Consider the following 12,492-nt stretch of genomic DNA (forward strand, 5'->3'; position numbering starts at 1 on the left):
ATGTGGATAAATCAGCGTCCTAAATTCCTTCGCTTTCCCCCCTCAGGAACGGGTAGCGGTAGTCGGTGGGCGGAACGAACGTTTCCTTAATGGTACGGGCGCTGAGCCAGCGGTACAGATTCAGCTGCGAGCCGGCCTTGTCGTTGGTGCCCGAAGCGCGGGCGCCGCCAAACGGCTGTTGCCCCACTACTGCGCCCGTCGGCTTGTCGTTGATGTAGAAGTTGCCGGCGGCATTCCGCAGCGCCTGGGTAGCCAATACCACGGCCTCGCGGTCCTGGGCGATCACCGACCCGGTAAGGGCATAAGGAGAAGTTGCGTCCACCAGGCGAAGTGCGGCTTCGTACTGTTCGGCGTCGTACACGTGGATCGTGAGCACCGGCCCGAAGATCTCGTCGCACATCGTCACATACTGCGGATCGGTGGCCTCGATGACGGTCGGTGCAATGTACCAGCCTTTCGATTTGTCGTACGTGCCGCCCACCAGGATGCTGGCCGATGCGCCACCGCTGTTAATCACGTCGTCGATGTAGCGGGCGATGCGGTCGAAGCTTTTTTCGTCGATCACGGCGTTCACGAAATTGCCGAAGTCCTCTACGGTGCCCATCTTGAAGGAGTTGACGCCGTCCACCAGCAGCCGCTTCACTTCGTCGGCGATGTTGGACGGGATGTAGGCACGCGAGGCGGCGGAGCATTTCTGTCCCTGGTATTCGAATGCACCCCGTAATAATGCGGTAGCGACCACGTCGGGCGAAGCCGACTTGTGTGCGATCACGAAGTCCTTGCCGCCGGTCTCGCCCACGATGCGCGGGTAGCTGCGGTAGTTCGGGATATTGGCGCCGATCGTCTTCCACATGGCATTGAACACACCCGTGGAGCCCGTGAAGTGTACGCCGGCGAACTCGCGGTGCGCAAAGCAAACCTCCCCGATCGTCGGGCCGTCTACATAAATCAGGTTGATGACGCCGTCGGGCAGTCCGGCCTCGCGCAGGATGCGCAGGAACATCTGCGCGGAGTAGACTTGTGTATTAGCCGGCTTCCAGACCACCACGTTGCCGCAAAGCGCAGCCGACGTGGGCAGGTTGCCACCGATGGCAGTGAAGTTGAATGGCGTTACGGCGAGCACGAAGCCTTCGAGGGCGCGCCACTCGAGGCGGTTGTGCATGCCGGGCCCGCTCACGGGCTGCTGCTTATAGATCTCGCTCAGGAAGTGTACGTTGTAGCGCAGGAAGTCGATCAGCTCGCAAGCGGCGTCGATCTCGGCCTGGAAGGCGTTCTTGCTTTGGCCCAGCATCGTGGTGCCGTTCATGTGGTAGCGGTACTTCGTGGCAATGAGGTCGGCGGCGCGGAGGAAGATGCCGGCGCGGTCTTCCCAGGGCAGGTTGGACCAGCCCTCTCGAGCCGCGAGGGCCGCATCGATCGCCTGCGTCACATGGCTTGCGTCGCCCGCATGGAAATGCCCGAGCAGGTGACCGGTCTCGTGCGGCGGCCGGATCTCCACCAGCTTGCCGGTACGCACCTCGTTGCCCCCGATGTACATCGGGATGTCGGCGGTCTGGCCTTTCAGTTCAGCAAGTGTCTTTTTCAATGCCGTACGCTCGGGCGATCCGGGTGCGTAGCCCAGCACCGGCTCGTTAGCCGGAAGCGGGTAGGAGAAATAGCCTAGGTTCATGGCGGGGAGTGTTTATTTGTCTATTAGCCTATTGGTTTATTTGTAAGGGCCGTTTCGGCACGAGCAGACTTTATACAATTGAGCACACTATCATTCGGCGTGCATTGTACTGAAGCGTCGATACCGTTTCATCGGATACCGACTGATCGCATCCGCCCCTTTCCTAACGTATTCAGGCCATCAAATCTGAAATCCAAAATCAAAAATCTGAAATCACACATCTCAGATCCGAGATCCGAGATCTGAGATCCTTACTTCGCCTCGTCTTCCTTGTTGCTCATCAGGTAGGCCTTGATGAAGCCGTCGAGCTCACCGTCCATCACGGGGCCGATGTTGCCGACCTCGTAATCGGTGCGGTGGTCTTTGATCATCTTGTAGGGATGGAATACGTAGCTGCGGATCTGCGAGCCCCACTCGATCTTTTTCTTCGAGCTGTTCATGGCGTCCTTGGCTTCGTTGCGCTTCCGCAGTTCGAGCTCGTACAGGCGGCTCCGAAGCATTTCCATGGCGCGCTCGCGGTTACCGAGCTGCGTCCGGTCTTGCTGGCACACCACCACGATACCGGTAGGCAGGTGGGTGAGCTGCACTTTCGTTTCCACCTTGTTGACGTTCTGGCCACCGGCGCCGCCGCTGCGCGACGTTTCGATCTTGATGTCCGCGGCCTTGATCTCGATCTCGATGGTATCGTCGACCAGCGGGTACACAAACACCGAAACAAAGGAAGTATGCCGGCGGGCATTGGAATCGAACGGGGAGATGCGCACGAGGCGGTGCACGCCGCTTTCGGCCTTCAGGAAGCCGTAGGCGAAGGGTCCGTCGAACTGGTAGGTGGCGGTCTTGATGCCGGCACCGTCGCCCTCCTGCCAATCGAGCTCGCTTACGCTCCAGCCCTGTTTCTCACCGTACATGCGGTACATCCGCGCCAGCATTTCTGCCCAGTCCTGGCTTTCAGTGCCACCGGCGCCGGAGTTGATCTGCAGCACTGCCGGAAGACTGTCCTCAGGCTCATTGAGCGTGCTCTTGAACTCGGCGTCCTCGATGGCGGCGAGCGCTTTTTCGTGGGCAGCCTTGACGTCCTCCTCGGTCCCCTCTCCTTCTTTCCAGAATTCGAAGAGCACGGCAAAGTCCTCGACCGCGCCTTCTACCGTTTCGTAGAGACTGGTCCAGTACTCGTTTTCTTTTATCTCTTTGAGGATCGCCGTAGCACGGCTGTTGTCGTCCCAGAATCCGGGCGACAGGGACAATTGTTTATCCTGGTCTATCTTATATCGTCGGTTCTCGACGTCAAAGAAACCTCCTCAGGACAACGACGCGGTCCCTCATATCTTTAATCGCTTCTTGTGTCATAGGCCGCAAAGATAGCGGGGATTTGTTTAATGGTTTATTGGTTTACTTGTTTATTGGCAGGAGTTCGTTCCTGGTGCTGCATACCGTCAAGGCCCGTGCTGTAATTCAAAGCAGTAATGACATTAATGGATCGCTGCCCGGTCCAAGTGTAAATAACAGATCAAATGAGTGGTTTCAACTGGATGCGAGCCGCCAACTCATTCTAAGTCTATGTTCTTTAAGCGGCCACTAATAAACTAATAGACGAATAAACCAATAAACCCCTCCCCCATTCTGGCAAAGCATTTGCTCTAGCTAGCAAAACACCCTGTTATGCTAATCAGCTACATGACTGACCTGTTGGCAACCCGTGTGAATGAAGTGGCCTTTTTCGTTTCGCTGGGTGTCTCCGCCTGGTTCTACCAGCAATTCCGCAAACTGGAAGTACAGATGCGGCACGAGGAGCTGCTCGATGGGTTGCTCCGAAAGGCCTGACGATAAAAAACCACCCGGCGGGTGGTTTTGTTTTTCTCGCAGGTGCGTTACCGTCAGGCGCCGGCGCTGCCGTTGTTGCGGTCGGTGTTGCCGTTCTGCCGCAGGCCTTCGCTGGCCTTGTTCCGTGCATGCTCCGTATCCTCCAGTGGGCGCACGTTGCCTACATTGTCGTCCATTACGTTCTGCGCATCACTGGTATCGTTGTTCGTCTTATGCGGGTGGCGGTTCGCGATGGCGTCGTTGTTCGCGGTGTTCTCCTCGCCCCGCTTGTGCTGGTTTGTTGACATAAAGATCGTTTTCCGAAAAAGCACAAAAGCCAAGCCGGAATAGGATGTCAGATGTCGGATCTGTGATCTATGATCTATGATCTAGGATCTGTTTCGGATTGGAACTGTTTTACAGCTCCGGCAGTTCCCTCAACTGGTCGCGCGCATCTTGAGCACTTATTTCGAGGCTTCGATCAGGAGGGCCTGCATCGGGACGCGTGTTCCATAAATTTTTGATTGGCGCCCGAAGGCGTCAAGCAGCCTTTTCTTGATCATCGCCCGTAAATGGCCCCCCTTGCGGTCGAGGTACTGGCCGAGCGGTGAGCCGTCCACATACCCGTTGACGAGGGCGGCCGCATCGGTACACCGGCTCTCGAGTGCCCGCTTTTCGATCCTGACGGCCCTGAAGCCGGCAGCCTGCAGCAGCCCATGCAGCAGCTCCGCGTCGTACAGCGAGTAAGGCCCGACCGAGAGAAAATCGGGCGCCGCCGGCCCAAGCACCTCCTCCATGACCTCCGCAATGATGGCCGCGCGTGGATTCTGCGCCATCGAATCCCAGGTGGTAGCGAGCAGGCGGCCGCCGGGCCGGAGTACGCGGTGCATCTCCCGCAGGGCCTTCGGCTTGTCCGGAACGAACATCAACCCGAACCCGCAAAGCACCGCATCGAACCGGCCTTCGGCAAAGGGGAGTTCCTGCGCATCGGCCACCGACCAGCGCAGGCGCGGATCCTGCAGCAGGCGCTTCGCTACCGCGAGCATGTCCGGGTTGAGGTCCGAGGCCTCCAGGGTGCCTCCGGCAGGGAGCCGGGGCAACAGGTGCCGCGTGAGGCGGCCGGTGCCGCAGGCAAGCTCCAGCAGCTGCCCCGCCCCTTCCGGCACAAGCGCGGCCAGCGCCTGCGCGTAGGGCTCGAACAGGATCGGCCCGAGCGAAGACTCGTAATGCTCCGGCACGGAGCCAGCATATGTGGCAGCGGTGGACATAACGGTGTTTCGTCCAAAGGTAGCGTTCCCGGTGGCCATTCATCGGGCATGCGTTGGTAAAACCCTACTGCCCGGCCGTATCGCTACTCATCGTCGAGCGAGGTCGCGATCTTGTTCTCCGCCCATCCATCACCGGAAGGGCTGTCGGTAAGGCCCGGATGAGCGCCCTGCCCGCCCGGGTCGCCAGTTCCCGGTTCCCTCGCGGCCTGGGTAGCTTCCTCATCCGTCAGGCGGCGACCCGTTCCTGCGCTTTCGAAGTGCTTTTTTTCGTCTGGTAGTGCCATAGCGGTGCATTTAAACGAGGTCAGTCTTGTCTTCGCCCAGACGCGCGGTCTCTCCTTCGTCAAGGTCGTCGTTGGGGCTGTGGATCGACAGATCTGCGTCCTCGGCGATATCGTGCTCGGCAGCCTCATGGGCAGCTTCGGCGCGTTCGCGCTCCGAGGCGGGAATCTCCTGCCGCAGCGGGTGCTCGTGGCGACCGCTGCCGCCCTCCGGCGCGCCGCCCCTGTTTCTTGTTGTCATGATCATTTGTTTGTTGGTACCGACCCTAATACTATGCCGCAATAGTCCCGAATGCTAAAAACAGGCGCCGCCGCAACCATTCTTCCGGCATCGCCCTCTTTCCCAAAAGACCCTATGAAAAAATACCTCCTCGCACTCGTCTTCAGCAGCGCACTGCTCGGTGCGTCGGCACAGGAAAAGGGCGCCGTCGAAGGCGCCCTGCGCGACCCGCAGCGCAAAGCCCAGGAAGCAAAGGCCGACCGCTTCATTCACGACAGCCGGCAACTGGCCAACTCCACGGCACCGGCCCCGAAAAAAACTTTAGCCCCGAAAGCCCGGAAAAAGAAGGGTGGCGCTGCCACCTCCTGTCACAAAAAAGGTCCTGCTCGCTAGCAGGACCTTTTTTGTAATGCGTCACCTGGTTAGGGTTTCTTCGGGCGCATACCCCGGGTGTCGATCTCCCCTTTGAAGGTGTGCTCGTCGAGCTTCTCATTACCGCGGCGTACCTGCGGGTCCTGGGTCAGGGTCCGCGTTTCCTCGGAACGGCCCGCCATACCGAAGGCACCGGTAACCGAATATTGGAGGGCAGCATTCAGCGCCGACTCCGACGGGTCGCCCCAGTCTTTGTCGAGGCCGTCGGGAACGATCGCGTTCACCGGGATACCACCGAAATAAGAGCCTTCGCCGTTCTTGTTCACCGTTTTAAACGACACGGGGAAGATATACCAGTCCTTCACCGGGATCGGGAAGAAGCCCACCGGCTTGCCGTGCGTGGGGCTCGGGCCTACCAGCACCACGTTCATGTAGGGCTTCAGGTTATTGATGAGCAGCTCGCTGGCCGAAGCCGTGCTCTTGCTCACGATGAAGAAGACGCGGGGCAGGTTGAGGGAGCCGAGCTTGCTGAAGTTGGTGTTCTCGTTGTACTGGCTGTTGCGGGCGTTGAACTGCTGACGCATCATGAGGTTGCCGCTGGCCGAGGAAGGCGCAATATAGTTGGCCAGCTTTTCCTGCATCGTTACATAGCCTCCGCCATTATAGCGGAGGTCCACCACCAGGTCCTGGATGCCTGCGGACGCAAAGTTCGAGAACGAGTTCCGGAACTCATTGAACACCGCATTGGTATCCCCCATGAAAGAGTTAAAGACAAAATATCCCACCTTACGGCCTTCGTGGTTGATGACCTTGCTCAGCACTACCGGTCGCTCCTGGTACACACCTGCATTCAGGTTCAGCGTTACCTGGCTGTTGTCGGGCTTCACGAAGGTGAAAGAACCGCTCGTGCTCTGGAAAACCGCCTGCGACACGAAGCTCGTGTTGTTGGTGGAAATATTGCTGGAACCGTTGATCTTCACGATCTGCCAGCCTCTCCGCACGCCGGCACGGCCGGCCGGGGAAGCGGGCTCCACATGCTTCACGCGAAGGTCGTTAGCGGTCCTGAAGAATACGTTCAACCCAAAGTCGCCGGCACTGCCGGATGCCGTAGCATCCCAGTCGGTTTTCTTAACGGCAAAGCTCCACTTGTCAACCGGGCCGCTAAACCCGGGCTCGGTGCTGTACTGGCGGAGGCCCGTCATCATCGCTCCCAGATCGGCATAGGCCGACGAGCTGAACGACGAAGGAATTTGCGTATTCCAGAGGTAGATGTCGCGCGAATAGCCGGCGGCCGTGTCCCTATCGGAAGCAGTTACCGGCCCTGCGGGGGCATCGGGCGAAGCAGGTGCTAGGTTGTTTTGCGCTACATCGGTCTTCTTACAGGAGAAGAGCATCCCGGTGGCCAGCACAGCTACCGCCAGGAAGGATTTTTTCAGATTCTGCATATGAGGATACGAGGTTTTCGAGGTTTGCCTCTATGGGCAAAAACCGCGCTGAAAGGGCAACCCTGGCCTGCTTTTAACAGCTTATAAATCAAAAGAAAACACAACATTCCGGTAGCTTTTCCCGTTCTGACCCGGGCTCATCCGTGCGGCCGCGCTGGCATTGCCTTATCTTGCTCACCTAACCCTGGCCATGTCTTATTTTTCTACTGACTCCCGCGAAAACCGGCATGCCCGGCTCGTGCAATCGATGCTCGATGCGTCCATGCATGGGATCATGCTGCTCGAGCCCGTGCGCGACGCATCCGGCGTGGTCACCGACTTTACCGTTGCAGCCAGTAACGCTTCCTCGAAGCAGCATGTCGGCTTCGCGCTCGACCCGGGCGATCACCCGCTGCTGAGCACGCTTTTCCCGGCCTATAAGGAGCAAGGTTTTTTCGACGCTTATGTGCACGCGCTGCAGTCCGGCACCGTAGTGCGCTGCGAGCTTTATTACAAAGACGAGGCGCTGGAAGGCTGGTTCGACCTCGGCGTTGCGCCGCAGGACGATGCCCTCGTGGTCACTTTTGTGAACATTTCCGAGAACCGGCGCAACCAGCAGCGCACCGAGGAGGCGGCAAGCCGCCTGCAGTCGATCATGAACGTGGTACAGGCGGGTGTGTTCACCTTTCACCCGGAGCGCGACGCCAGCGGTACCATCACCGATTTCCGCTTCGGTGTCTGCAACCCGCGCTTCACCGAATACGTGGGGCAAACGCCCGACGCCCTTACCGGTGACCTCGGCAGCAAGTGGTTTCCGTCGTACAAGAAAAACGGGCTGTTTGATCGCTACCGCCGGACCTATGAAAACGGCGACACCGACCTGTTCGAATTTCACTACAACGACGACGGCATCGATGTCTGGCTCAACATACAGGCTACCCGACAGCCGGATGGCATCCTGGTCACCTTTACCGATCATACCGCGGAGAAGAAGCTCCAATTGCAGCTACAGGGCATGGTGGAAGAGCTGAAACGCTCCAACGCCAACCTGGAAGAGTTTGCCTATGCCGCGTCCCACGACCTGCAGGAACCTCTCCGGAAGATCCACTTCTTTTCCAACAGGCTGAAAGAAAGCTACCTGGACGCCCTCGGCAGCAACGGTGCGGCGATGCTCGAGCGCATGGAAAACGCCACCCGCCGCATGCGGATCCTGATCGACGACCTGCTCGCCTATTCCCGGGTTTCGGCGCGTCGCTCCCAGGTAGAGGAAGTGGACCTCAACGCCGTCGTAAACGACGTCCTGAGCGATCTTGAAACCCGCATCACGGAAAAGGCCGCCACGGTTCGGACCGAAACGCTGCCCACGATCCGGGGCGATAAGCTTCAGCTGCGGCAGCTGTTCCAGAACCTCATCGGCAATGCATTGAAATATTCGCGCGAGGAGGCCGCACCCGAAGTACAGATCAGGTGCGGCGTTCAGGCAACCCGTTCGCTTCCGGAAGATTGGCCGGGCAAAGAAGGCGCGCAGCAATACTATGTGCTGGAGGTAGCCGATAACGGGCTCGGGTTCGAGCAGCAGCATGCCCGTCGGATCTTCCAGCTGTTCCAGCGCCTTCACGGCCGCTCCGAATACGAAGGCACCGGCATCGGGCTCGCCATTGTGCAGAAGGTGGTCGAGAATCATGAGGGCTTTATCCATGCCGAAGGCCGCCCCGGAGAAGGGGCGCGCTTCCTCATCTACCTGCCCGGGCCGTCGCAGCAATGAGCAAAGGACTGCGCCGGGTGATGGCCCCCGTCGAAACAGGAAACCCCGCCGGAGCGGGGTTTTGATTTTTTGATGGAGGTGTGATCGTCAGGACATGGGGATCAGGGACACAATCTCTTCGAGGAAGCGACGGTCGGTCTCGTCGTAGGTATCGAGCGCGCTGCTGTCGACGTCGAGCACACCCAGCACCGTATTATTGCGGATAATGGGCACCACGATTTCGGAACGGGAGAGCGAGCTGCAGGCGATATGTCCGGGAAAGGCTTCCACGTCGGGAACGATGAGGGTACGGGCCTCGGCCCAGCTGCTGCCGCAGACGCCGCGTCCCTTGCGGATCCGGGTACAGGCCACGGGGCCCTGGAAGGGGCCGAGCACGAGCTCCTCTCCTTTCACGAGGTAAAAGCCGACCCAAAACCAGCCGAACTGCTCCTTCAGCGCCGCCGCCACGTTAGCCAGGTTGGCCACGAGGTCGGGCTCGCCTTCGATCAATCCCTTGATCTGCGGGATGAGGTCGCGGTATTGTTCTTCCTTGCTGCCGGAGCTGATGTGGAGGTCTTCTGCCATGTAGTGGGGTTGATGCCGCAAAGTAAAATGAAAAGCTGCCCCGGGGAGCAGCTTTTAACAAGATATAAGCGGAGGATCAGCGGTTACCGCCGTTACCGCCCTCGCGGTTCTGGCGTGCCTGCTGGCGCAGCGCGTCGAAGAAGTCGTTCACGGCCTTCACCTGGTCGTCGGTAAGCGGGATGGCCTTGTAGCGCTTGTCGCGGTCCACGTCGATGGCGACGGCCTTTGCCTTGCGCTCATCGCCGGAAAGCTCGCGGGTCTCGCGCATCTGGCGGCGCACGTCCATATTGATCTCGATGACCTTTTCGGCCTGCTCGTCGGTCAGCTTCACTTTCTCGATCAGGGCGGGCTTGATGCGCTCTTTCATGCGCTGGGCCTGGGCAGCGGGGTCGCGCTGCTCCTGGGCATACAGGGAGGTGGAGGAGATCCCGACGGCGAGGGCCACCAGGAGGAGGAGCTTTTTCATGTCAATCTGTTTTGAAGCCGTAAGTTAGCGCGCCCGCCGGTTAAACGAGGTTAAAACTTTATGGCCGCATGAGAACGATCGCCGGATACCTATGGAACTTCGTACGCTCCGTGCGGCCGGTGGTGGCGGCTGCCGTACTGCTCTTTACGGGGCTACTTGTTTGGACCAACTACTATTTCGGGCTCGAGCGGGCGCTGATGGACACGCCTACTGCACCGCGCCTCCTGCTCTGGTGGCTGCTCTTTGCGGTTGCGTTTGCCGTGCCGGTGTGGTTGCAGTCGGGATCAGGGGCGGGCCGCCTGCTGCGCAAGCCTGGTTATCTGGTGCTGCTGCTCGCCGCTCCCCTCATCTTTGCGCTCAAGCTGGCACTGCCCCTGAACCTGCCGCTGCACCCGGTGCCGCTCGACAACCGGTACTGGAACCTGGTGCTGTATTACCCGGCCAAGCTCCTGCTCACCGTAGTACTACTGTACGTGCTCTGGCGCCGCTACCACCGCGACGCCCCCTTCTATGGCACCGGCGCGGGGGGCAGCCTGCGCCCGTACTGGGGCATGTTGCTCTTCATGGTACCGCTGGTAGCACTCGCTTCTACGCAGGCCGATTTTCTCGCCACCTATCCGAAGTTCCAGCACCTGGCGCCGGTGCGGGCCGCTTCCCTTTCCAAACAGCTGCTTTACGAATTATCCTACGGCAGTGATTTCATCACGATCGAGCTGTTCTTCCGGGGCTTTCTCGTACTTGCCTTTGCGCGCTACCTGGGCACGGGCGCCGTGTTGCCGATGGCGGTGTTCTATTGCGCCATCCACTTCGGGAAGCCGCTCGGCGAATGCATCTCCTCCTTCTTCGGGGGCATCGTGCTGGGCGTGGCCACCTTTCACTCCCGGAGCATCTGGGGTGGCTTGCTGGTGCACCTGGGCATTGCCTGGCTGATGGAGTTGGGCGGCTACCTCGGACGGCTTTCCTCCTGAGCGGGCCCGGAGCTGACCCGGCGCAGATGCAGGCGCACCTTATTCCCCGAGTTCAGGACCAGTGTTGAATCGCTCAGGTCCGTCACCGCTACTTCCTGCAGGGTGCTGTCCTGCACGAGCAGCCTGGCTCCCTCTTGTGTATAGCGGTAGCGCTGCACCATGCTGCCCTCGATGATGCGCAAACTGTCGCTGGTGAACGCGAAAAACGTTGGAACGGAATCCTTGCGGGAAAAGGCATGCAGGAACACGACCATCGCGGCCTCGGTGTCGGCAGTATCGAGGAGCGCTACGGAATCAAGTCGCCAGACGTCCTGCAGGGTTGGGCCGGCTTTACGGGTTCCGAAAGAGGAGCAGGCAGACAGTACAAATACGGTAGCGGCTGCCACGAGCAGCGGGATGAACTTTTTCATGTTGCGGTTTTTAGTTTGATGAAGTACAGGCCTGTACCCTGAATACCGCGAACCGCGAAAAAGTAACCCGCCGGATTTGTTAAGATCATCAACGTTTCATGCCGGCGAGCTCCAGCACGATGCCGTACTCCGCTTCGGTCACGGGCTGCACCGAAAGACGGCTGAGGCGAAGCAATGCCATCTGCTCCAGCCGCGGATCGGCCTTGATAGCTTTCAGCGATACCGGGTTTTTAAGTCGCTTCACCGGCTTTACGTCGACCACCACCCAGGCGTCCTCATCCGTGGTTGGGTCCTGGTACGCTTCCTTCACTACTTTGGCGATCCCGACGATCTCGAGCCCTTCGTTGCTGTGGTAAAAGAACAGCTCATCGCCCTTCTTCATTGCGCGGAGGTTGTTGCGGGCGGCATAGTTGCGCACCCCGTCCCAGAACGTGACGCCGTCTTTCTCGAACTGCTCCCAGCTGTATTTGAACGGCTCGGACTTGATCAACCAATAGGCCATAAGCAGGTTTTGATGCGGGCGAAATTAAGGTGAAAAAAATGGGTTTCTCCAAATCCAGACAGTGCCTGTGCTGCGTATCTGATGCAACAAAGCGACAGTCGCAAGCACCCTTCACAAACCAATCAATAAAACCCCCTTTTATGAAAAAGATCCAGATGACAGCATTGCTGCTGGCAGGCCTCGTATTGTCCAGTGCTTCCTATGCCCAGAACGATGCGGCCATGCACACGACCAAGAAAAGCGAGCGTACCGTGACGGTAGGCGGCGCGCCGATGTACCCGAGCAAGAATATCGTAGAGAACGCCGTCAACTCGGCCGACCATACCACGCTGGTAGCCGCCGTAAAGGCCGCCGGCCTGGTGGAGACCCTGCAAGGTGCCGGTCCCTTCACCGTGTTCGCCCCGACCAATGCAGCGTTCAATCTCCTCCCCGCCGGCACGGTCGATAACCTCGTAAAGCCCGAGAACAAGGCGACGCTGACTTCCATCCTCACCTACCACGTGGTACCCGGCCGCCTCGACAGCAAGCAACTCGAGAAGGCCGCGCGCAAGAACGGAGGAAAAGCGGAGCTCACCACGGTGCAGGGTGCGAAGCTCTGGATCATGAAGGACGAGGCCGGCCGCTGGTGGGTAAAGGATGAAAAAGGAGGCACTGCCCAGATCACGATTGCGAACGTGTTCCAGAAGAACGGGGTGATCCACGTCGTCGATAAAGTGCTGATGCCCTGACGGCTCCGGCCCCCTGTCCCCCGAAGGGGGAACTTAGGTGGCTCATTCATTCCTG

Annotated in this window: 16 protein-coding genes; 5 read left to right on the forward strand and 11 right to left on the reverse strand. The window is 59.2% G+C overall.

Translation table 11 applies throughout. The features are described 5' to 3' along the window. Window positions 1-19: 19 nt before the first annotated feature. Window positions 20-1,669, reverse strand: a complete 1,650-nt coding sequence (pruA, locus tag ABD937_RS11455) for an L-glutamate gamma-semialdehyde dehydrogenase (RefSeq protein WP_345255851.1) — start codon at window positions 1,667-1,669, stop codon at window positions 20-22. Between the two features lie 251 nt (window positions 1,670-1,920). Continuing rightward, a protein-coding gene (prfB, locus tag ABD937_RS11460) for a peptide chain release factor 2 (protein WP_345255852.1) occupies window positions 1,921-3,016 on the reverse strand; the annotation gives its coding sequence in 2 pieces (ribosomal slippage) (window positions 1,921-2,955 and window positions 2,957-3,016; 1,095 coding nt in all). Between the two features lie 312 nt (window positions 3,017-3,328). Here prfB and ABD937_RS11465 point away from each other — a divergent pair. Then, window positions 3,329-3,490: a hypothetical protein gene (locus tag ABD937_RS11465; RefSeq protein ID WP_345255853.1), complete on the forward strand. Its 162-nt coding sequence runs from the start codon at window positions 3,329-3,331 to the stop codon at window positions 3,488-3,490. Window positions 3,491-3,543: 53 nt separating this feature from the next. On the opposite strand, the gene ABD937_RS11470 is transcribed toward ABD937_RS11465, so the two are convergent. The 4 genes from ABD937_RS11470 to ABD937_RS11485 all read right to left on the reverse strand — a co-directional run bounded on the left by ABD937_RS11470 (window position 3,544) and on the right by ABD937_RS11485 (window position 5,259). Further along, the gene (locus ABD937_RS11470) at window positions 3,544-3,777 is read right to left on the reverse strand and encodes a hypothetical protein (protein ID WP_345255854.1); all 234 of its coding nucleotides are present in this window, start codon (window positions 3,775-3,777) and stop codon (window positions 3,544-3,546) included. 156 nt (window positions 3,778-3,933) lie between these two features. After that, window positions 3,934-4,737 (reverse strand): class I SAM-dependent methyltransferase, encoded by an 804-nt coding sequence (locus ABD937_RS11475; protein WP_345255855.1) that lies wholly within the window; start codon window positions 4,735-4,737, stop codon window positions 3,934-3,936. 83 nt (window positions 4,738-4,820) lie between these two features. Then, window positions 4,821-5,021, reverse strand: a complete 201-nt coding sequence (locus ABD937_RS11480; protein WP_345255856.1) for a hypothetical protein — start codon at window positions 5,019-5,021, stop codon at window positions 4,821-4,823. A 10-nt stretch (window positions 5,022-5,031) separates the two neighbouring features. Further along, window positions 5,032-5,259 carry a hypothetical protein gene (locus ABD937_RS11485; RefSeq protein WP_345255857.1) on the reverse strand — a complete coding sequence of 76 codons (228 nt, stop codon included), beginning with the start codon at window positions 5,257-5,259 and terminating at the stop codon, window positions 5,032-5,034. 114 nt (window positions 5,260-5,373) lie between these two features. Between ABD937_RS11485 and ABD937_RS11490 the strand changes: the two genes are divergently transcribed. Further along, complete coding sequence (locus ABD937_RS11490) at window positions 5,374-5,631, forward strand: hypothetical protein (RefSeq protein WP_345255858.1); 258 nt, start codon at window positions 5,374-5,376, stop codon at window positions 5,629-5,631. A 29-nt stretch (window positions 5,632-5,660) separates the two neighbouring features. Here the strand turns inward: ABD937_RS11490 and ABD937_RS11495 are convergent, their stop codons facing one another. Next, on the reverse strand, window positions 5,661-7,055 hold the full coding sequence (locus ABD937_RS11495; RefSeq protein ID WP_345255859.1) for a S41 family peptidase: 1,395 nt from the start codon (window positions 7,053-7,055) through the stop codon (window positions 5,661-5,663). Window positions 7,056-7,245: 190 nt separating this feature from the next. Here ABD937_RS11495 and ABD937_RS11500 point away from each other — a divergent pair, with 190 nt between their 5' ends. Next, the gene (locus ABD937_RS11500; protein ID WP_345255860.1) at window positions 7,246-8,799 is read left to right on the forward strand and encodes a sensor histidine kinase; all 1,554 of its coding nucleotides are present in this window, start codon (window positions 7,246-7,248) and stop codon (window positions 8,797-8,799) included. A gap of 87 nt (window positions 8,800-8,886) precedes the next feature. Here the strand turns inward: ABD937_RS11500 and ABD937_RS11505 are convergent, their stop codons facing one another. Together ABD937_RS11505 and ABD937_RS11510 are read right to left on the reverse strand one after the other, a co-directional pair. Continuing rightward, the gene (locus ABD937_RS11505) at window positions 8,887-9,363 is read right to left on the reverse strand and encodes a GAF domain-containing protein (protein ID WP_345255861.1); all 477 of its coding nucleotides are present in this window, start codon (window positions 9,361-9,363) and stop codon (window positions 8,887-8,889) included. Between the two features lie 76 nt (window positions 9,364-9,439). Continuing rightward, a complete protein-coding gene (locus ABD937_RS11510; RefSeq protein ID WP_345255862.1) occupies window positions 9,440-9,829 on the reverse strand; it encodes a hypothetical protein in 390 nt (129 codons plus the stop codon). A 68-nt stretch (window positions 9,830-9,897) separates the two neighbouring features. Between ABD937_RS11510 and ABD937_RS11515 the strand changes: the two genes are divergently transcribed. Continuing rightward, the gene (locus ABD937_RS11515; protein ID WP_345255863.1) at window positions 9,898-10,797 is read left to right on the forward strand and encodes a CPBP family glutamic-type intramembrane protease; all 900 of its coding nucleotides are present in this window, start codon (window positions 9,898-9,900) and stop codon (window positions 10,795-10,797) included. On the opposite strand, the gene ABD937_RS11520 is transcribed toward ABD937_RS11515, so the two are convergent. After that, the gene (locus tag ABD937_RS11520; protein WP_345255864.1) at window positions 10,773-11,207 is read right to left on the reverse strand and encodes a hypothetical protein; all 435 of its coding nucleotides are present in this window, start codon (window positions 11,205-11,207) and stop codon (window positions 10,773-10,775) included. The genes ABD937_RS11515 and ABD937_RS11520 overlap by 25 nt on opposite strands. Before the next feature lie 88 nt (window positions 11,208-11,295). Continuing rightward, the gene (locus ABD937_RS11525; RefSeq protein ID WP_345255865.1) at window positions 11,296-11,709 is read right to left on the reverse strand and encodes an EVE domain-containing protein; all 414 of its coding nucleotides are present in this window, start codon (window positions 11,707-11,709) and stop codon (window positions 11,296-11,298) included. Between the two features lie 140 nt (window positions 11,710-11,849). Between ABD937_RS11525 and ABD937_RS11530 the strand changes: the two genes are divergently transcribed. Then, entirely contained in the window at window positions 11,850-12,437 is a 588-nt protein-coding gene (locus tag ABD937_RS11530; protein ID WP_345255866.1) for a fasciclin domain-containing protein, read from the forward strand. Window positions 12,438-12,492: the final 55 nt, after the last annotated feature.

Source organism: Flaviaestuariibacter amylovorans (assembly GCF_039541815.1).
Lineage (GTDB): Bacteria > Bacteroidota > Bacteroidia > Chitinophagales > Chitinophagaceae > Flavisolibacter > Flavisolibacter amylovorans.